Source organism: Streptomyces justiciae (assembly GCF_015163075.1).
Taxonomy (GTDB): domain Bacteria; phylum Actinomycetota; class Actinomycetes; order Streptomycetales; family Streptomycetaceae; genus Streptomyces; species Streptomyces justiciae.
Genome location: NZ_JADDXU010000017.1, coordinates 92,604 through 112,074, shown reverse-complemented (window position 1 = coordinate 112,074; position 19,471 = coordinate 92,604). Strand labels below are relative to the sequence as shown.

The 19,471-nt window shown below is 67.9% G+C and carries 20 protein-coding genes; 16 read left to right on the top strand and 4 right to left on the bottom strand.

Annotated features, from left to right (window positions below):
* Positions 1-58 precede the first annotated feature (58 nt).
* Positions 59-1,144: an alkene reductase gene (locus IQ210_RS36475; RefSeq protein ID WP_194083517.1), complete on the bottom strand. Its 1,086-nt coding sequence runs from the start codon at positions 1,142-1,144 to the stop codon at positions 59-61.
* Between the two features lie 306 nt (positions 1,145-1,450).
* The gene (locus IQ210_RS36470; RefSeq protein WP_194083516.1) at positions 1,451-2,017 is read right to left on the bottom strand and encodes a TetR/AcrR family transcriptional regulator; all 567 of its coding nucleotides are present in this window, start codon (positions 2,015-2,017) and stop codon (positions 1,451-1,453) included.
* Between the two features lie 97 nt (positions 2,018-2,114).
* Here IQ210_RS36470 and IQ210_RS36465 point away from each other — a divergent pair, with 97 nt between their 5' ends.
* The 14 genes from IQ210_RS36465 (at position 2,115) to IQ210_RS36400 (ending at position 15,164) form a co-directional block, all read left to right on the top strand.
* Positions 2,115-3,011 (top strand): alpha/beta fold hydrolase, encoded by an 897-nt coding sequence (locus tag IQ210_RS36465; RefSeq protein ID WP_194083515.1) that lies wholly within the window; start codon positions 2,115-2,117, stop codon positions 3,009-3,011.
* A 247-nt stretch (positions 3,012-3,258) separates the two neighbouring features.
* The gene (locus IQ210_RS36460) at positions 3,259-3,687 is read left to right on the top strand and encodes a winged helix-turn-helix transcriptional regulator (RefSeq protein ID WP_388203187.1); all 429 of its coding nucleotides are present in this window, start codon (positions 3,259-3,261) and stop codon (positions 3,685-3,687) included.
* Between the two features lie 264 nt (positions 3,688-3,951).
* Complete coding sequence (locus IQ210_RS36455) at positions 3,952-4,746, top strand: IclR family transcriptional regulator (RefSeq protein ID WP_194083513.1); 795 nt, start codon at positions 3,952-3,954, stop codon at positions 4,744-4,746.
* Positions 4,747-5,679: 933 nt separating this feature from the next.
* A complete protein-coding gene (locus IQ210_RS36450; protein ID WP_194083512.1) occupies positions 5,680-6,267 on the top strand; it encodes a VOC family protein in 588 nt (195 codons plus the stop codon).
* A 237-nt stretch (positions 6,268-6,504) separates the two neighbouring features.
* On the top strand, positions 6,505-7,212 hold the full coding sequence (locus IQ210_RS36445) for an SDR family oxidoreductase (protein WP_194083511.1): 708 nt from the start codon (positions 6,505-6,507) through the stop codon (positions 7,210-7,212).
* Positions 7,213-7,275: 63 nt separating this feature from the next.
* Positions 7,276-8,460: an alpha/beta hydrolase gene (locus IQ210_RS36440; RefSeq protein WP_194083510.1), complete on the top strand. Its 1,185-nt coding sequence runs from the start codon at positions 7,276-7,278 to the stop codon at positions 8,458-8,460.
* A gap of 162 nt (positions 8,461-8,622) precedes the next feature.
* On the top strand, positions 8,623-9,057 hold the full coding sequence (locus tag IQ210_RS36435; RefSeq protein WP_194083509.1) for an SRPBCC family protein: 435 nt from the start codon (positions 8,623-8,625) through the stop codon (positions 9,055-9,057).
* Positions 9,058-9,788: 731 nt separating this feature from the next.
* The gene (locus IQ210_RS36430) at positions 9,789-11,180 is read left to right on the top strand and encodes a Rieske 2Fe-2S domain-containing protein (protein WP_194083508.1); all 1,392 of its coding nucleotides are present in this window, start codon (positions 9,789-9,791) and stop codon (positions 11,178-11,180) included.
* Positions 11,177-11,824, top strand: coding sequence for a 3-phenylpropionate/cinnamic acid dioxygenase subunit beta (locus tag IQ210_RS36425; protein ID WP_194083507.1), 648 nt, complete (start codon positions 11,177-11,179; stop codon positions 11,822-11,824). The genes IQ210_RS36430 and IQ210_RS36425 overlap by 4 nt, the downstream gene beginning before the upstream one ends.
* Entirely contained in the window at positions 11,821-12,138 is a 318-nt protein-coding gene (locus IQ210_RS36420; protein ID WP_194083506.1) for a hypothetical protein, read from the top strand. The genes IQ210_RS36425 and IQ210_RS36420 overlap by 4 nt, the downstream gene beginning before the upstream one ends.
* Entirely contained in the window at positions 12,135-12,920 is a 786-nt protein-coding gene (gene hcaB / locus IQ210_RS36415; protein ID WP_194083505.1) for a 3-(cis-5,6-dihydroxycyclohexa-1,3-dien-1-yl)propanoate dehydrogenase, read from the top strand. Before IQ210_RS36420 ends, hcaB begins: the two co-directional genes overlap by 4 nt.
* A 44-nt stretch (positions 12,921-12,964) precedes the next feature.
* A complete protein-coding gene (locus IQ210_RS36410; RefSeq protein WP_194083504.1) occupies positions 12,965-13,162 on the top strand; it encodes a ferredoxin in 198 nt (65 codons plus the stop codon).
* The gene (locus IQ210_RS36405; protein ID WP_194083503.1) at positions 13,162-14,406 is read left to right on the top strand and encodes an NAD(P)/FAD-dependent oxidoreductase; all 1,245 of its coding nucleotides are present in this window, start codon (positions 13,162-13,164) and stop codon (positions 14,404-14,406) included. Before IQ210_RS36410 ends, IQ210_RS36405 begins: the two co-directional genes overlap by 1 nt.
* Before the next feature lie 2 nt (positions 14,407-14,408).
* Entirely contained in the window at positions 14,409-15,164 is a 756-nt protein-coding gene (locus IQ210_RS36400) for a class II aldolase/adducin family protein (RefSeq protein WP_228049114.1), read from the top strand.
* A 152-nt stretch (positions 15,165-15,316) separates the two neighbouring features.
* Here IQ210_RS36400 and IQ210_RS36395 read toward each other — a convergent pair whose 3' ends face one another.
* Complete coding sequence (locus tag IQ210_RS36395; RefSeq protein WP_194083501.1) at positions 15,317-15,982, bottom strand: TetR/AcrR family transcriptional regulator; 666 nt, start codon at positions 15,980-15,982, stop codon at positions 15,317-15,319.
* Positions 15,983-15,997: 15 nt separating this feature from the next.
* Positions 15,998-16,741: an SDR family oxidoreductase gene (locus tag IQ210_RS36390; RefSeq protein WP_194083500.1), complete on the bottom strand. Its 744-nt coding sequence runs from the start codon at positions 16,739-16,741 to the stop codon at positions 15,998-16,000.
* A gap of 204 nt (positions 16,742-16,945) precedes the next feature.
* Here IQ210_RS36390 and IQ210_RS36385 point away from each other — a divergent pair, with 204 nt between their 5' ends.
* Positions 16,946-17,818, top strand: a complete 873-nt coding sequence (locus IQ210_RS36385; RefSeq protein ID WP_194083499.1) for a helix-turn-helix transcriptional regulator — start codon at positions 16,946-16,948, stop codon at positions 17,816-17,818.
* A 335-nt stretch (positions 17,819-18,153) separates the two neighbouring features.
* Positions 18,154-19,407: an MFS transporter gene (locus IQ210_RS36380; RefSeq protein WP_194083498.1), complete on the top strand. Its 1,254-nt coding sequence runs from the start codon at positions 18,154-18,156 to the stop codon at positions 19,405-19,407.
* The last annotated feature ends 64 nt before the right edge of the window (positions 19,408-19,471 follow it).

Here is a 19,471-nt window from a genome sequence, read left to right as displayed (position 1 = left end):
AGGGTATGTGCTGCTCAGGCGTGGCATGCCCGGCTGGCCCAGTTCCGTCTCCCAGCCGTCAAGCGCGCGCTTCCTCCAGCGTGGGGTAGTCGGTGAAGCCCTTCTCGTCGCCGCCGTAGAAGGTTGCGGGGTCGGGGGTGTTGAACGGGCCTCCCTGGGCCAGCCGGGCAGACAGGTCGGGGTTGGCGAGGAAGAGCTGGCCGTAGGCAAGCAGGTCCACTGTGCCGTTCTCGACGAGTTCCAGCTCGGCGGCTCCGGTGGGCTCCTGGCCGGTGAAGGGGTTGAGGACAAAGGCCGAGGGCCATGCCTTACGCAACCGAAGCGTCAGATCGCGTACACCGGGAGCCTCCAACTGGTGCAGGTAGGCGAGACCCAGGGGGGCGAGGGCCTCAACCAGGGCGGTGTACGTGGCCTCGGTGCCGACGGCGTCGGACTCGTCGATGTCGTTGAAGCCGTTGCCCGGAGAGATGCGGAAGCCGACCCTTTCCCCGCCGATGGCCTCGGCGACGGCCCTGGCTGTCTCCACGGCGAAGCGGATGCGCTTCTCGGGGCTGCCGCCCCACGCGTCGGTGCGCTCGTTGCTGTTCGGGGCGAGGAACTGGCTGATCAGATACCCGTTGGCGCCGTGCAGCTCGACGCCGTCGAAGCCGGCCTCGATGGCGTTGCGAGCGGCGGCGGCGTAATCGGCGATGGTCGCGCGGACCTCGTCGTCGCTCAGTTCGTGCGGGGTGACGAAGTCCTGGGGGCCTTCGTGGGTGTACACCTGCCCGGCGGCCGCGACAGCGGAGGGGCCGACGGGCTCCAGGCCCGTCAGTGCGGGGTGTCCGACCCGTCCGGTGTGCATGATCTGCAGGTAGATCACACCGTCCTGGGCGTGCACCGCGTCCGTCACGTGGCGCCAGGCAGCGACCTGCTCCGCGGTGTGGATGCCCGGGGTGTCGGGGTAGCCCTGGCCGACTCGGGAGGGTTGAACACCCTCGGTGACGATCAGTCCGGCAGTAGCGCGCTGCGCGTAGTAGTCCGCCATGAGCGGCGTGGGGGTCTGTCCAGGACCGTAGGCACGGCTGCGGGTCATCGGCGCCATCACCAAGCGGTTGGCGAGGCGCTTGCCACTCAGCTCGTAGGGCTCGAATGCCTTCAACATGGTCATCTCTCTCAGGGGGAAGTGGAGTGTCCAGACGGCCCCGCAGGTCCACGAGGCGTTACTTGTCTGAACAACAAAATCCACTCCCCCCTTCCCGCGGCGCATGTGAGCTGCAACACAAGCCGAATCGCGGTCGGAGAGGTAGCAGATGGTGAGCGTGAATAAAACCTGCTCCGATCAGCCCTCGGGTCGATCGCGCATTAATTGTCCGAACAGATTAGGTGTGGCCTTCCAACGCTTTCCGTCGAGGATGCAGGGGCCTCGCGCCCGTCCTCCTCGAGGTCACCCTGCCCGCCCTGCGGCAGCTCAGCTGCGGAGCCCCTTCAGCATCACTTCCAAGTACCGGCGGCCGGATGCCAGACGCGCCTCCCGGTCGTCGGCGTGAACCTTGGCGGCAAAGGCGATGCCGCACACGAGCGGCAGCAGATCGTCCCAGGTGACCACGCCACGTACGGCATCTGCCGCGCGGGCACGATCAAGCAGTCGGCCGGCCAGCGAGTCCAATGCGGCAGTAAGTTCCTCGGTGCGGGCCACGACACGTTCCGGTGCGGCACGCACAGCGGTGAGCGAGGCATCGGTCAGTAGCGCCTCCACGGTGACGCCGAGGAAGCCACTCAAAGCCTTCCAGGCATCTTCCTCGGCCAGCGCCCGTTCCGCGCGAGCGATCAGCGCTTCCAGGCCCGGGGTCGCCACGGCCTCCATCAGGGCTTCCGGCGTCGGGAAGTGCCGGTAGACGGTCGCAACCCCCACGCCGACGAGGCGGGCGACGTCGTTGAGCTGCAGCGGGGTGCCGTCGTCGACGAGTCGCCGGGCCACATCGACGATGCGCTGCCGGTTACGGGCAGCGTCTTTACGCATCGGTGCACTGGTCATGCACACAGATTAACCGGATGAATCATCCGCTTGTGCTAGCATGAAATGGATACATCATCCGTTTCAGTGCGGTCCTGCGCTCCAAGGAGGAATCCCTGTGCCGTTCACCGTCACCGACGTGCCGAACCTGCCCGACGGGTTCACCGACACGTTCACCAGCCACACCGTCAAAGCCGACGACCTGACCCTGCACGCCGTGGTCGGCGGCGACGGGCCGCCGCTGCTGCTCCTGCCCGGCTGGCCCCAGTTCTGGTACAGCTGGCGTCTGGTCATGCCCGCTCTCGCCGAGCACTTCACCGTCGTCGCTCCCGACCTGCGCGGCATGGGTGCCAGCGACAAGCCGGCAACCGGCTACGACGCCGCCACGCTCGCCGACGACATGGCGGAGTTGATGACCGCCCTGGGCCACGAGCGCTTCGCCGTCGTCGGCTACGACCTCGGCATGCTGGTCGGCTACGCCCTGGCCGCGAGCCACCGCGACAGCGTCACCCGCCTCGCCGTCAGCGAGGCCGTCATCCCCGGGATCTCGCCGTCCCCGCCGCTCATGTCGGACCCGGCCACCAACGAGATGCTGTGGCACTTCGCCTTCAACCGACTCGCGAACATCAACGAGCGCATGGTCGCGGGCCGCGAGGAGATCTACTTCGGCCACACCTTCACATCCAAGACCGCCACCCCCGGTGCCATCCCGCAGCAGGCCATCGACGTCTATGTCGACTCCCTGCGCGACCCGGCAGCTCTGCACGCCAGCTTCGAGTACTACCGGACCCTCGACGAGTCCGCCCAGCAGGCCCAGCGCTGGCGCGACGAGGGGCCGCTTACCATCCCGGTCCTGGCCATAGGCGGCCAGTACAGCACCGGCACCATGCCGAAGGAGACCATGAGCACGCTCGCCACTGACGTCACCGGGCTGGTGCTCCCCGGAGCCGGCCACTTCCTGCCCGAAGAAGTTCCGCAGGAACTGGCGATTGCCCTGCTGAACTTCCTGCACTGACCCGCCGCGTTCAAGTGGCCACTTCGGCCGGCAGGCCGAGGTGCTCGGAGGCCCACCGTGGTGGTGACCGTCCCCTGGTCGCCGACCTGGACAGCGGTGACCTGGGCAAACCACACACTGCCGATCGCCTCGAGGCTGCCGTGGCCGAATGGCTGGTCGCAAGGTGGGACACCACTTCCTTGTTCTCCGTGGGCAACGGTGGGCCTCCGGTTGGTTACTACGAGAAGATGTAGTAGGAGGCACTCTCGTGTCGGATACGCACAGCAACGTGGCAGCCGAGGACCCCGTCGAGCAGGACTGTTCGATCCGCGATGTACTTGACCGGGTAGGCGACAAATGGAGCGCCCTGATCGTGCTCAGGCTCAGCGACGGCCCGCGACGGTTCAGCGAACTGCACCGCGAGGTCGACGGGATCAGCCAACGAATGCTGACCCTGATCCTGCGCGCACTGGAGCGCGACGGCCTGGTCAGCCGCACCGTGTATCGGACTATGCCGCCGCGCGTCGACTACGAACTCACCGATTTGGGCCGCACGCTGCTCACGCCGATCGCCGCGCTGCGCGAATGGGCCATGGCACACCGCGACGACATTCGACGCGCTCGCGCCCGCCACGACCACACGACCGGCGACCCCGATGCGAAGCCTGCACCCACATCCCTGACGCCAGGCGCTTGATCAGGACGCCAAGCGTGGACCTGTCGCCCTTCGCAGCGCCTCCGCGGTGGTTGATGCCGCACCCATCGGCCCGGCACACCGCTGACACGGTGCGGGCGCCATTGCCTGCGATGTCGCCTCGGCGGGCTTGCCCATGCGTAGGGAGCGGACAGCGGCTCTGCGCAGTAGAGCACCCAGGCACGGCGTAGTCGATGGCGAGAGGATCGGACGCTAGGCCAGCGCCAGGCCGCCTCGCGTTGCGCGAGAGCGGCCTATTCTTCTGCTATGAAGAAGTCCGAGGTCCAGTCATCGGTCGGCAGTGGGCCGGCGCCGCAGTACCCGATCGAGTCGGTGGACAACGCGCTGCGGGTGCTGCTCATGCTCGGTGAGCGGAACGAGCTCAAGCTCACCGACGTCGCTCACCAGCTGGGGGTCGCGAGCTCGACCGCACACCGCTTGCTCGCGATGTTGATGTACCGCGGCTTCATCAGGCAGGCCGAGCGAGGCAAGGCTTACGTACCGGGAACAGCACTCACCGGTGTCGCCTTTTCGATTCTGCAGCGCTTCGATGTCCGGCAGGCCCTGCGCCCCTTCCTGGAACAGCTGAACGCCGAACTGCGGGAGACCGTGCACCTTGGAGTGCTGGACGGGACGACAGTCCGGTTCGTGGACGCGCTGGAGAGTCCGCGTGCCGTGCGTGTCGCATCCCGCCTCGGTCAGTCGATGCCGGCGCACTGCACCTCGACCGGTAAGGCTCTCCTCGCGCAGTTGTCCGACGATGAGCTGCGACGGCGTTACCCGGATGAGGAGCTTCAGCAGTTGACGCCGAACTCGGTTGCCACGCGGGCGGAGTTGGAGAAGGAGGTTGAAATGGTCCGCCGACTCGGCTACGCCACGAGCTCCGAGGAGAGTGAGGAGGGCGTGGGCTCCGTCGCCGTTGCGCTGTCTGCCCAACGAACCCCCATGCAGGCCGCCTTCAACGTCTCCGTGCCGATCAGCCGCATGAATCACGCCGATCAGCGTCGGATCAGTGCAGTACTGCGTGAGGTCGCAGAGGAGGCTGCTGAGGTGCTGCATTGAGCGTAGGTCGCCTTCCAGCACGGCCTGCGTTCCCCCTCGACCTCGTCGCCTGCGCCCTCCGCGGTCCGAAAGCGCAGGCTCACCGGCGATGACTGTACGGGGATCCGGGCCGCTTGCTGGCCGGCGGCGGAAGGACGGACAGCACCGAACCCGCACCGGATGCCCCCTACCACGGTCTGCTGCAGCACTCGACCGTCCGGCCCGCCGCGTCCGCCGTCTGTGAACGACCAGCAGCCGGCGAACGGCTGGCTGTGGCTACCCTCTCCGACTCATCGACGGATCGGCACTGTCGCTCACCAAGCAGAGTCTGCCTACTGCCGACCCGTGCGTCCCTCGACCTGCCGAACGGTCCTGCCTTCACCACGGCCCTGTTGGCCGCTTTCACCACGGGCTGGTCGCGGTACCCATTCACCCTCACAGTTCTGACCAGCCCGGTCCGGGCGTGTACTCGCAGCATGCGACCAGCAAATTCCAGGGTGGTTGGCCATTGGTTTGCGGCATCGCTCGATCTCGCTTGCCGTCCCCGCCGAGCGCACGAGTGCCTGGCGACCGTCGCAGTGCCGGTACCAGTACGAAAGATGGGCGCTGAAGCCGCCTCGCCCTGCAGCGAAGGGCATTCCATTCCATGCAGTAGATCTGACGTCTGCATGACGGAAGGATGATGGCTCGCGAATCAAGCCGCATGTCAGCCCGCGGAAGGTGATGCCGGGGACACCTCCATAGCGAGCGCTCCGGCGCCCCCCCCCTGAGACCGACCAGGATAACTGGCGCAAGTGCACTCATGACGATCACCTCTGTGGCCGCCGACCGCTGCGGATGGTTCCTCTTCGCTGGATCGACCTATCGAGCCTGCAGTCTTGTGACAGGGGCCTCTCAGTGCTAGCTTCAGAGAAGCGTTCTGCACGACAGAATTTCCGGCAAGGGAGGCGGGAGATGCAACGCGGTATCCACCACATGGGTTTCGCGACGTTCGACTACGAGCGCTGTGTCGACTTCTACACACGTGTGCTCGGCTTCGAGATCGCATGGCAGGAACTGCAGCAGGCGGAGGACGGGACGGTCACCATGCGCCACGTCTTCTTCGACGTCGGCGGCGGCAGCTACATGGCCTTCATGGCCCCGACGCCTGAGTCCGGCGCTCCGGCGAGTTGGCCGGCCGACTTGGACAAGGCGCTGGGACTCCGCCCGTACACCTACCACTTCTCCCTCCGAGTCGACAGCGAGCAGGAGCTGCAGGCTTGGAGGGACCGCCTGGTCGAGCACGGGGTCAAGGCGAGCGCGGTGTTCAACCACGGTTGGTGCAGGTCCGTGTACTTCACCGACCCCGACGGGCTCCAGTTGGAGTTCTGCTACAACACGCGGGTCCTGAGCGAGGACGACAAGATCCTCAAGCCTCGCGAACAGCCGTTCATCGATGACCTGCGGCGCGACCCGCAAGCAGCCCGCGAGAGCTCCGAGGCCATGGGCATCCCCCTCGAGGCGTTCCTGGGCGGGCAGGAGCTCGAAGAGGCCCGCAGCTGAGGCATTGCGTGGCCGCTGCTGGAGAAGGAGCGCCAAGGACGTGGCGACCGGCCTCGCCCGGCCGCCACGGAGAAGGTGGCCGCGGCGGTGATCAGCACGGTGTGCTCCGAGAGCTGGTCCCCGAGTACTCGTCCGACAGTTCGACGAGGCCGCATCCGCCCCCGGCCTTCGTCCCCCTGCGGTGCACCGCAGGGGGACGAAGGCCGGCAACTCATATGAGATGGAATCGGAGACGAAATGGGTTCGCTGAAGGGTGAGACGGTCCTCGTGATCGGAGGGAGCTCAGGTCTCGGGCTTGCGGTCGCGGCAACAGCTCTCGAGGACGGCGCGGAGGTCACGATCGCCGGTCGCTCCGAGGACCGACTCCGCGAGGCTAGGGCCGTCATCGGTGACGGGGTGCAGACTGCCGCTGTCGACGCCGTCGACGAGGAACAAGTGGCGGGACTGCTCGATGGTTTCGACACCGTCGACCACGTTTTCGTCACCGTCGGAGTTGTCGGCGGGGGCACCCTCTTCGAGGCGGACACCGCGACGCATCGTCCGCGTCTGGATGCGCGGGTCTGGGCGGCGGCGCACGCGGCCAGGTACGGAGCGCCGAAGATGCTCCGAGGCGGATCGATCACCTTCTGCTCGGGAGCGGCCGGTGTCCGACCGGGCAAGAGCACGAATCCGCTCGCCGCGGCCTCAGCGGGGGCGGTGGAGTCGATGACCCGCACCCTGGCGGTGCAGCTCGCGCCCGTCCGCGTCAACACCGTCGTCCCCGGCATCGTCGAGACCCCTCTGCTCACAGCATCGGCGGGTGACCTGGAGGCGATCGCCCAGCGCCTGCCGGTGGGGCGCGTCGGCCGAGCTGAGGACATCGCCCAGGCGGTGCGGTTCTTCATGACCAACGGATACGTCACGGGCCAGACGCTGATCGTCGACGGGGGCGGCGTCCTCGTCTAGGGCCCCGCGGCCGGGTGAACGCCGCGCCAGCAGGACAAAGACAAGAAACGACGAAGGACGGAAATGACCGAGGTCACACGTGAGCCGGTGGCGATCGACTCGCCCACCGCACCGAGGACAGCATTCGGGGCGTTCCCACATGAGGGCGTCTACCACACGCTGAAGGGGAGCAGGCCCGACGTCGCCTTCATCATCTGCCACCACGTCGCCAACTTCAGCGACCACTACCTCGGACCGCTGCTGGCCGAGCAGGGCTTCGGCGTTTTGGGCTGGCCGACCCGATACAAGACCGATCCGGCCTACTTCCAGCTGGAGAACGCGCTGATCGACATCGGCGTCGGGATCCAGTGGCTGCGTGAGGTCGCCGGAGTGAAGACGGTTGTGATGGTGGGCAACTCCGGTGGTGGTTCGCTGATGGCCACCTACCAGGCACAGGCCACCGACCCCAGCACGATCAAGGTCGCAGATCAGTTCAAGGCCGCGGCGGACGCGGGCGCCAGCTCGGCGGCCGGCCAGCTGTCCACCTCGATGGCCGTGCATGTGTCGGTCGATTCGGAACTGCGGCAGCTGCCCCCGGCCGACCTGTACATCTCGCTCAACGCCCATCAGGGCCGTCCGGACGTCCTGACGACGTGGATGGACCCCTCGGTCATCGACGAGAACGATCTCTTCGCGACCGACCCCGAGCTGGACATGTTCAACCCGCGCAATGGTCCGCCGTACTCGCCGGAGTTCGTGGTCCGCTACCGGCAGGCCCAGCGGGAACGCAGCAACCGCATCAGCACGTGGGCGCGTCAGGAACTGGCCCGCCTTAATGAACACGGCGTCACCGACCGTATCTTCACGATCAACAGGCTTTGGGCGGACCTGCGCTTCCTCGACCTGTCCATCGACCCCTCCACGCGGGAGACCGGCTGCTACTTGGGCGACCCCCGTATCGCCAACTACGGTGCTCATAGCCTCGTGCCCTTCGTGACCCTCCGAGGCTGGCTCTCGATGTGGAGCCTGGAGGACGCGCAGTCCCGCGGCACCGATCAGCTCAAGAACATCAAGGTGCCCTCACTCGTGATCCAGGCAACCGGTGACACAGGGGTGTTCCCCTCCGACGCACACGCCATCCACGACGGACTGGGCGCCGCGGACAAGACGCTCGAGTTCCTCCCCGGCGGACACTTCTTCGAGGGCCCCGGCGAACGCGATGCGCCCACCAAGCTCATCGTCGAATGGACCAGCAGCCGCACGCACTGACGCCGCGCGCTGAAGGATCAACGACTCACCAAGCCGTGCGGACAGGTCGACACACCGGGGCCCCAGCGCGTACGCGATGCTCGAAGTCTGGAGCGCGGCCATCCGATACCTCCCTGTCGTTCAGACCGGAGGCATTCAACACAGCATTTCAAGGAGTGATCGATGCCGCGCCCTTACGCAAGTGGAGTGGTCGCCGCGCCCGCCTACCGGGTATGGACCCTTCTCAGAGAGTTCAACGGCCTGCCGGGCTACATGCCGGGCCTCGACCGGAGTGAGCTCGTCGAAGGGCAGGAGGGACAGGTCGGTGCTGTGCGCAGGCTGACACTCGCCGCGGGCGGGGACACGTTCGAGGAAAGGCTCCTGGCCCTCGACGACGCCCAACGCACTTGCACCTACGCCTTTCGAGGCGCCAACCCGTTCGGCGTCCGCCGGTATGTCTGCACGGTCCGGGTATCCGAGATCACCGACACCGGCGATGCCTACGTGGAGTGGTCAGCTGAGTTCGATGCCGACGAGGCCCAGGAGGAGGAGCTGACCCGCTCCTTCGCAGGTAGCTACGCCGGTGGAATCGAAGGCGTGCGCAAGGTGCTTGCTTAAGCCGCGTATCGAAGGTGTGTCTGGAGCGGTGAGAGGGGCCCGCACGGACTGCCGTCATCGCCGGCGATGGCAGACATGTCGCAGGCCCGCGCGTTGTCCCCCCGGAACGGGCCCAGGGCGAGGTCCGGAGTTGCAGGGCTCTCCTGCAGGAGGCGGCTGCGGCCGGCCGGAGGTTGACGGCGCCCGTGACAGTGCCGCGATGGGGCGCGTCGAGACGGGTGACACGTACATGTAGCGGTCGTCGTGCAGTCCCCGTGCTCGAGAACGTGGGGTACAGGATCGCGCGGGTCAAGTTTCCGGTGACCACCCTGTCAACGCAGGTAGCCCCTGGTCTTCCCTCGAAGCCAGGGGCTTCTGCCATTGCGGGGTCGCCATTTCTCGTTGTCGGTCCTGCTGCTGGTGGAGAACGCTGCCGCGATGCGGCCGACTCGGGATCGGGGCTGACATGTCCTGCGACACTCCTTGCCCCCTCGACGCCAGGCCGGCCGGGGGGATTACGCGCGTTACGCGCTGACTCCCCGACCCGCGACGAACGTCGTAGCGATCTGTGCCACTCGGCCGCCCAGGTGCTCCGCGCCGCACTCCGGCCTCCTGCCATCTTCGGCAGCAGCGGCTTGAGCACCGCTCGGGCTCGTCACTGACCGGACGACGCTTGACACAGCGACGCAGTCATGGTTTTTGGTAAGCAGACATTAATTCTGGTGAGCAGAGAAAATGCAAGGAGTGAGTCGATGACCGACCTCGACCTCGTGCTGGGTGATGTGCGGCGGGGGATGATCCCCGCGCACATCTACAACGACGAGGAGATCTTCCGACTCGAGCGCGAGCGGTTGTTCAGCCGGGCATGGCTGTTCGTCGGGCACGAGTCGGAGATCCCCCAGGCCGGCGACTACGTGGTGAGGCGGGTGCTCGACGACTCGTTCATCCTGTCTCGGGGGGAGGACGGTCAAGTACGGGCGCTGTTCAACATGTGCCTGCACCGGGGTATGCAGGTCTGCCGGGCGGAGATGGGCAACGCCTCGCACTTCCGCTGCCCGTACCACGGCTGGTCCTACCGCAACGACGGGCGCATCGTCGGGCTGCCTTTCCACAAGGACGCCTACGGCGGCGAGGCCGGTTTCCGGCGCAAGGGGCAGACCCTGCTCCCTGCGCCGTCCATGGACACCTACAACGGCCTGATCTTCCTGAGCCTGGATCCCGACGCCCCGCCGCTGCGTGAGTACTTGGGCGACTTCGCCTTCTACCTCGACTACTACACCCGCCAGTCGGCCAGCGGGATCGAACTGCGCGGTCCGCAGCGCTGGCGGGTGAAGACGAACTGGAAAATCGGCGCCGAGAACTTCGCCGGCGACATGTACCACACCCCGCAGACGCACACCTCCGTCGTGGAGATCGGGCTGTTCCGTGAGCCCAAGGCGGAGAAGCGCAAGGACGGCAATACCTACTGGGCCGGCAATGGCGGGGGCACTACCTACAAGCTGCCTGCGGGGACGCTGGAGGAGAAGCTGCGCTACGTCGGCTACCCCGACGTGATGATCGAGAGAATGAAGGAGCAGTGGTCGCAGGACCAACTCGACGTCATCGGCCGGGACGGGTTCATGATCTCGGCCGCGTCGGTCTTCCCGAACATGAGCTTCGTGCACAACTGGCCCCGGGTCGAGGACTCCGACGATGTGCTCCCGTTCATCTCGCTGCGCACGTGGCAACCGGTCGGCCCTGACGAGACCGAGGTCGTCTCCTGGTTCGCGGTCGACGCGGAGGCGCCGGAGGAGTTCAAGGCGCTCTCCTACAAGGCGTACCTGATGTGCTTCGGATCGACCGGCATGTTCGAGCAGGACGATGTCGAGAACTGGGTCTCGCTGACCAACACCGCGGCCGGGGCCATGGCCCGCAGGCTGCTCCTCAACAGCCGTATGGGCCTGCTGGAGGACGGTACCGAGGTCGTTCCGCCGCTGACGCGCGAACAGTACTCGGGTCCGGGTGAGGCCCACGTCGGATACGGCGAGTACAACCAGCGCCACCTGTTGAGCCGCTGGGCGGACCATCTGGAGCGCCCGGTGGAGAAGGTTTCTCAGGTTGAGGTGTCCGGTGTCCCGGCGGACCACAAGGAGGTGCGAGCGTGAGTACTCAGACACAGCCGACGGCCCCTGAGCCGGCGAAGGAGAAGGTTGCTGCCGCACCCACCGGAAACGGAGGTCCCTACTCTGCGGAATCCCGGCTGGGCGGGCATGCGCCGCGTACCCAGCGGACTGGTCGGAGCCTGGCGTTCGACGACCCACGTCATCTGCAGGCCCACCACTGGATGGTGGAGGAGACCTACATCCTCGACGCGCAGAACTACGAGGACTGGCTGGACCTGCTCACCGACGACATCCACTACATCATGCCGGTCCGGGTCACCACCGCCCTCACAGCGGGGTTCGACTCGGCCCCGCACATGGCGCACTTCGACGAGAACAAGTACTCGCTGTCACGGCGTGTGGCCCGGTTCCTGACGGAGCACGCCTGGACCGAGGACCCGCCCTCGCGACTGCGTCACCACGTCACCAACGTCCGCACGTTCGCAACGCCGAACCCGGACGAGCTGATCGTGGACACAGCGGTCCTGCTCTACCGAAGCCGCGGTGACATCCGGGAAGCCTCGATCATCTCGGCAGGCCGCGAGGACCTGCTGCGCTGCGTCGGAGACGGCTGGCAGCTGGCCCGTCGCACCATCCTGGTGGATGACGCCGTGCTGCGGACCCAGAACCTGGCGGTGTTCCTGTGACCGAGCAGGGGAGACTGCAGTGGGACGGCGAAGCCGAGGACGCCGCCGCCGCGGGCCGGGTCGCGGCCGAGCTGCGCGAGCTCCAGGCCCACCAGACGGGAGAGGCGATCACGCTGGGCAACGAGTTCAGCGAGATACGAGTGTCCCGGGTCAAGACCCGGAACGGTGCGCGGCTGTTGGTCGAGGCACCGAAGTCCGGTCAGTGGGTGGCGCTGTGCCCACTCGAGGTGGAGTCACTGACCTGGCAGAACGCGGAAACGTTCTCCGCGATGATCGGCCGCCCCTTCGGCCCCTTGTTCGAGGAGGAGCCGTGAGTGATTGGTTGACCGGCCGACGTGCTCTCGTCGTGGGAGCGGGATCCGGGATCGGTCGTGCGGTGGTCGACGCTTTCCGCTCGGAAGGCGCGCAGGTAGCCGTCCTCGAACGCGACGAGGTCAAATGCGCCAAACTCTCCGCCGAGATACCTGGCCTGCCTGTGGTCGTCGGGGATGCCACCACTCGCCAGGCCAACGAGCGGGCTGTCACGACCACGGTGGAGGCGTTCGGCGGTCTGGACGTCCTAGTGAACTGTGTCGGTGTCTTCGACTTCTATCGCGGCATCGGCGATCTCGACGAGGACAGGATCGACGACGCGTTCGACGAGATCTTCCGGGTCAACGTCAAGAGTCACCTGCACTCGGTGAAGGCGGCTCTGCCTGCCCTGCGGGAGAGCCGAGGGACCATCATCCTCACCGAATCGACCTCGGCGTACTACCCGGGTCGGGGCGGAGTGCTCTATGTCTCGAGCAAATTCGCCGTCCGCGGGCTCGTCACCGCGCTCGCGCACGAGCTGGCACCCGACATCCGGGTCAATGGGGTCGCACCCGGCGGAACTCTCAACACCGACCTGCGCGGGCTGGGCAGTCTCGGGCTGGATCAGCGGCGTCTGAACGACAGCCCTGACCGGGAAACGGAGTTGGCCGCCCGTGTCCCCTTGAAGGTCGCGCTGTCAGGCGAGGACCACGCGTGGAGCTACGTGTTTCTCGCCTCCGGGCGTTCCCGCGGGATCACCGGCGGGGTCGTGCATCCGGACGGCGGCATCGGAGCCAAGGCGTAAGTTCCGGGGGCCTCAACCCCGGGGAGGACGAGAGGAAGAGCGACATGGTGATCGTGAAAGCCGATCTTGAGGCGTGCCAGGGCTACGCGAACTGCGTGGTCGGCGCGGACGATGTATTCGATCTCGACGACGACGGGGTAGTCGTGCTGCGCCGGACGACGATCGAGGACTCTGAACGCACCAGAGTCGAGGAGGCAGCTCGCAGCTGCCCGGTCTCCGCGCTGGTGATTGAGGACGACTGATGGCACGCACAGTGATCGTTGGCGCCTCCGTGGGCGGTGTCCGGACCGCCCAGGCCCTGCGGGCGGCGGGCTACGACGGCGAGATCGTCCTGATCGGCGACGAGGATGTCCCGCCCTACGACAAGCCGCCGCTGTCCAAGGCACTGCTGGCGGGAACAACGACTGCGGACCGTATTGGTCTGTTGCGCGCGAATGCCGCGGCCGAGGCACGCGTCGAGCTCGCTCTGGGCAACGCGGCAACAGGCGTCGACCGAGAGCACCGGCAGGTGCTCCTCACCGACGGCACCAGCCAGTTCTACGACGATCTCGTGATCGCCACCGGGGCTCGGGCCAGGCCGTCACCCTGGGGGACACCACCTGGCGTGCACGTGCTGCGGTCTCTGGCCGACGCCGAGGCGCTCGGCGTCGCCCTGAGGGCCGGCGGACCGTTGGTGGTCATCGGGGCCGGGTTCATCGGCGCCGAGGTCGCGGCCACCGCGCTGGGCATCGGCCTCGACAACGTGTCGGTCGTCGACCCGGTGCCGGTGCCGCTGTCGCGGGTGCTCAACCCTGACGTCGCCGCTGTGTTCGGCGCGTTGCACACCACGCGCGGAGTACACACCCGCTTCGGTGTGGGCGTCACCGACGTCAAAGAAACCGGAGACGGACTGGAGGTGTACCTCGACGACGGCTCCGTGCTCCCTGCCGCCACGGTCGTTGTGGGAATCGGGGCCGTCCCGAACGACGACTGGCTTGCGGGCAGTGGGATTCCTACCGACGACGGCGTGCTCTGTGACAGCCACTGCCGCTCCATCGAGGACCCCCACATCTGGGCGGTCGGGGACGTTGCCAGGTGGTGGCATCCTCGCTACGGGCGCAGCGTCCGGCTGGAGCACTGGACGAACGCGGTCGAGCAGGCCGTCTGCGTGGCCCACAACATCACGCACCCGGAAGCCCTCCGCGACCACACCCCGGTCGAGTACGTCTGGAGCGACCAGTACGACTGGAAGGTCCAGCTGGTGGGGCGGACGGGTGGCGAGATCGCGCATGTCCGGGTGGACGGTGCCGACCCCGAGCGTTCCTTCGCCGTGCTCTACGCGGACGAATCCGACCGGTTCATCGGCGCCCTCACAGTGAACTGGCCGAAGGCGCTGATCACCTGCCGTCGGCTGCTCAACAGGGCCGATGCGGTGCCCAGCTCGCTGCCTGAGGTACGCGCGCTCGTGGACGACGTGCGGCGGGCCGCCCGGATGGGGGCTCGATGAGTATGCTCAACCCGGCATCGACCGAGCTCCGGTCCCGGCGGGAGCTGGTCGCACATGCCTGCCGGGTCATGGCCGGCCGTGGCCTGGCCGACGGCATCCTCGGCCACATCAGCCTGAGAATCGATGAGCGCAGGCTGCTCATCCGCTGTCGAGGCCCCCAGGAGCGCGGGCTCGGCTACACAACGCCTGACGACGTCCGGCTGGTCGACTTCGACGGGAGCGAAGGAGCCCCGGGCGAATTGAACGGTTACTCCCCGCCGAACGAACTGCCGCTGCATACCGAACTCCTCCGGCAGCGCCCGGAGATAGACGCGGTCCTGCACGCCCACCCACCCGATGTCGTCGCCGCAGACCTCGCCGGCATCAGCATCCGTCCCATCGTCGGGGCGTTCGACATCCCCGGCACCCGCCTCGCCGCCGGCGGTGTTCCGGTGCATCCGCGCGGGGTCCTGATCCGAAACCGTCGCCTGGCCGATGAGATGGTCCGCTCGATGGCGGATCGTCCGGTCGTGGTGCTTCGCGCTCACGGCGTGACCAGTGCCGCGGCCACCGTCGAGCAGGCAGTGCTCCAGGCGATCAGCGTCGACGGCCTGGCCCGGCTCTCCCTGCGAATCGTCTCCGCCGGCGGGACCCTCCTCGACCTGCCCGACACCGACATGGCCGAACTGCCTGACCTCGGTGCGGGCTTCAACACCGACACCGCCTGGCGGCACGAACTCGCGCGGCTTTGTGGCGTCGTGGCGTCAAAACCGCTCTGACCCAGTACCCCGCGGCCAACCGTCCCCACCGAGCTCTCGACGGGACGCGTCTGCCAGCCTCCTCGGGCTGCGTGCATGACCTGCCGGTCGCGTCGCCCGGACGCGAGTCCCGGGCGAAACTTCGGTCGTCACGGGAGTTCACACCCCGGGGATCACTCCGGAGGTGCGTTCCACAGCTCCCCGAGTTCCACCCAGTGCGGTGCCGGGCCCGTCAGGGCGCCGGGTTCGCCGACCGGCGAGGTGCGCAGTCCGGCGAGGACCAGGTCGAGGTAGCGCAGATGCAGCGCGGTGGCACGCTCACCGGCGACCGGGACACGCGCGGTGAGGTGTTCGAGCAGCAAGGGGATGTCGGCGGAGGTGAAGTCGCTGCGCAGCACCCCGGCCCGCTGCGCGCCGCCCACCAGGTCGTCCAGGGCGGCCCGGAGCCGGTCGGCCGCGTCGACGATGTCGTCCGTGGCCGGGAGTCGTCCACCGACGAGAGGCAGGAGTGGACCGCCCGGCTGCTGGGCGGTCAGTACGTCCCGCAAGAAGCGTGCGAAGGCGGACCAGGGGTCGGGCGCCTCGGCGAGAGCGGTGCGTGCCTGGGTGACGAGCTGCTCCATGGCCACGATCCGCATGCGCTGGGCCAGCAACTCCTTGCTGGGGTAGCGGCGGTAGAGGCTGCCCATGCCGATGCCGGCGCGGCGGGCGATCTCGGAGACGGGAGCGTCCCAGCCACGCTCGGCGAAGACCTCGCGCGCCGCCTGGAAGAGGCGGGCGTCGTTACGGTCCGCCTCCCGCCTGCGGCCTCGCGGTCTGCCCTCGTACGTGTCACCCATGGCACGGATTCTCCCTCAGCGGCGGCCCACGCCGTGCCCGCCGTCGACGGTGACGACCGACCCGGTGACGAAACCGGCCTCCGCCCCCACGAGCATCGCGATCGCCCCGGCCACATCCTCCGGTTCCGCGACCCGTCCGAGCGGGGTGTGGTCGGCCAGCCGCCGCTGGAACTCCACCGGCAGCCGGGCGCTGGCCTCGGTGCGCACATAGCCGGGCGCCACGACGTTGACGTTGATGCCGAGCGGGCCGGCCTCGTAGGCGACGAACCGGGCGAAGGTGTTCAACGCGGCCTTGGCGGTACCGTGTGCGGCCATGCCCACCATGGGCGGGCCGTCGGCCACCGCGCTGGAGACATACACGATCCGGCCCCCGCCCTGGGCCCCCATAATGGCCAGCGCCCGCTGGGTGAGGGTGTAGGCGGACGCGAGTTCGTTCGTCACCTTGGTGTGGAAGTCGTCCCAGGACAGGCCGGAGAGCGGGGTCGGAGTGAAGCGGGCACCGGCGTTGCACACCAGGATGTCCAGGCGCTCGTCGCCCGCAGAGCGGTCCAGCAGTTCGGCCGCCTGGCGGGGGTCGTGCACGTCGGCGTGTATGGCGAAGGCTTCGCCGCCGTCGGCCTCAATCCGCTTGACCACCTGGTCGGCGGCCTCGCGGTTCGAGAAGTAGTTGACGGCCACGCGGTAGCCCCGGGCGGCCAGCGCACGCGAGGTGGCCGCCCCGATTCCCCGGCTGCCACCGGTCACCAGGGCCCTCGGCATGCTTGTCGTCTTCAATGTGTCCTCCGGGTCGGCGCGACGGTGTCTCCTGCACCAACCTATCGGAGCGGAGCGCTCCGCTCAAATGACACGACCGGACCAGCGCAGTTAACAAGCACATCTGCCAGGATCTGCCGTGGGAGTCAGTGCTGTGAGGGGTAAAGACAGGGACCCCCAGCGGCGGCACCGGCTCCCTAGGCTGGCTGTATGGACAATCGGGCTGAAGTAAGCGCATTTCTCAAGTCCCGCCGTGACAAGATCACTCCGGAGCGGGCGGGAATGCCGGTGTACGGGCAGCGCCGGGTGCCCGGCCTGCGTCGTGGCGAGGTGGCGATGCTCGCCGGAGTGAGTGTGGAGTACTACACGCGCATGGAGCGTGGCGATCTCAGCGGGGTCTCCGACAGTGTCCTGGACGCAGTCGCCCAGGCCCTTCGACTGGGTGACACCGAGCGCGATCATCTCTACGCGCTGGCCCGTGCAGCGAACACCAGCCCGGCTCGGGTGCGGCGGCGTCCGAAGAAGACCGTCGTGCGGCCGAGCGTGCTGCGCATCCTCGAGGGCCTGCATGACCAGCCCGCGTATCTGCGCAACAACCGCATGGACATTCTCGCGGCCAATCCACTCGGCCGTGCCCTGCACTACCAGCTGTTCGAGATGGAGCCGCCGAACACCTGCCGGTTCGTCTTCCTCGACCCCCGCGCCACCCGCGTCTACCCGGACTGGGAGCGCGTGGCCCGTGACGGGGTCGGTGTGCTGCGGGTCGAGGTCGCCAAGAACCCCTACGACAGAGAACTGTCGAACCTGATTGGTGAGCTGTCCACACGCAGCGACGCCTTCCGCACCATGTGGGGCGCGCACGACGTGCACGTCTTCACCGAGGGCGTCAAGCGGTTCCATCATCCGGCGGTGGGCGAGATGGAACTGGTCCACGAGAGCCTGGACCTGCCCGGTGACGAGGGGCTGTCCATCACCGTCTACAGCGCCGATCCCGGCACCCCGGCCGCCGATGCTCTGAAACTCCTGGCCAGCTGGGCCGCCACGCCGGACCAAGCTGAAACACCGGCCGACACCGAAGGCTGACGCCAAGCGCCGTCCGTCCCGTGTCAGGGCCTGCACCCGCGGGTTTCCCGCCCTGCGGGCAGATCACGCCGGTTCCGGTCTGCCCACCGGCGTCACCGTACGCTTCCACGAAGAAGCCGACAGTGATCACCTTCGCTCCCCGTGCTCGGGCGCACGGCATGAGGGGGGCACTGCTGTTACCCCTCACAAGCGTGACTCCCCGAGCTGCTCACCAGCTGGTTTCGTGGATTGCGGCGGGCCTGAAGGGGCCCGCCCGCCCCCCCTCGGCGCGTATGACGCTTGCCGGCCCGCCTTCGGTGACCGGGGCCCCGCGCCACCTCTAGAAAGGATCGTCAGTGAGTTCCCCCTCGTCCACGAAGCCGGATACCTCGGCCACCGCACCGCTCACCGCCGACGACGGCACGCCCGTGCCTGCCGGGAAGGTCAAGCTGCCGCCGGTGGTGTGGCTGATGGGCAGCATCACCTTCATCATGGGCACCAGCGAGTTCGTCGTCTCCGGCCTGCTGCCGCAGATCTCCGACGCCCTGAACGTCAGCGTCTCCAGCGCCGGAATGCTGATCACTGTCTTCGCCATCGGCATGACGATCGGCGCCCCCCTAATGGCGATCGCGACCCAGCGTCTGCCGCGCCGCTCGGCCCTGATCGCCGCACTGCTGGTCTTCGCCGCCGGGCACGTCCTCAGCGCACTCAGCCCCAACCTGACCCTGGCGATCGTCGGTCGGCTCGCCGCCGCGCTGGGCCACGGCACCTTCTGGGCCGTGGGTGCCGTGATCGCCACCGCCGCAGCCGGCCCCGCCGCCAGCACCCGCGCCACAGGTGTGATGGTCGGTGGCATCACCCTCGCCAACATCATCGGCGTCCCGCTCGGTACGGCAGCCGGCCAGCTAGGCGGCTGGCAGACCCCCTACTGGGTGCTCGCCGCACTCTCTGTGGCCGCCGCGGCCGTGATCGCCCGCCGTATCCCGGCCGACACCACCCGCGCCGACAGCTCCGTGCGCGCCGAGGTGGCCGCGCTCAAGCAGCCCCGGCTGTGGCTGGTCTACCTGTCCATCGCCCTGCTCCAGGCCGGCATCATGGGCGCCTACAGCTACGTCGCCCCCCTGCTGACCGACCGTGCCCACCTGGCGAGCTCGGCGGTACCGCTGGCAATGCTCGGCTTCGGCATCGGCGCCCTGTCCGGCACCACCGTCGGCGGCCGCCTCGGCGACCGGCGGCCCTACGGCACGCTCATCCCGACGGCCGCCCTGACCACCGCAGCCCTGGGCGCGATCACCCTGTGGGCGACCAACAGCGTCGTGGCCGTCATCCTGATCATGCTGCTCGGCGCCGCCGGCTTCGCCGGCAACCCGATCGTGGTCGGTCAGGTCGTCAAGATCGCCGGACAGGGCCGGTCCCTGCCGGTAGCCATGGCCACCTCGGCCTTCCAGATCGGTATCGCCACGGGCTCCTGGCTCGGTGGCGTCGCCCTGAATTCCAGCCTGGATCTAAAGGGCCCGTCCCTGACCGGCTTCGCCTTCGCCCTGGTGGCCCTGCTGCCCCTCGGCCTGCTGGCCGCCTCCCAGCGCAAGGCGGAGGCAGCGCGGAGCTAACCCTTCCAGGGAATGTCGGCCCCTCCCGCACGCGTCCGACACTCCCACCCCGACTTCACGTACG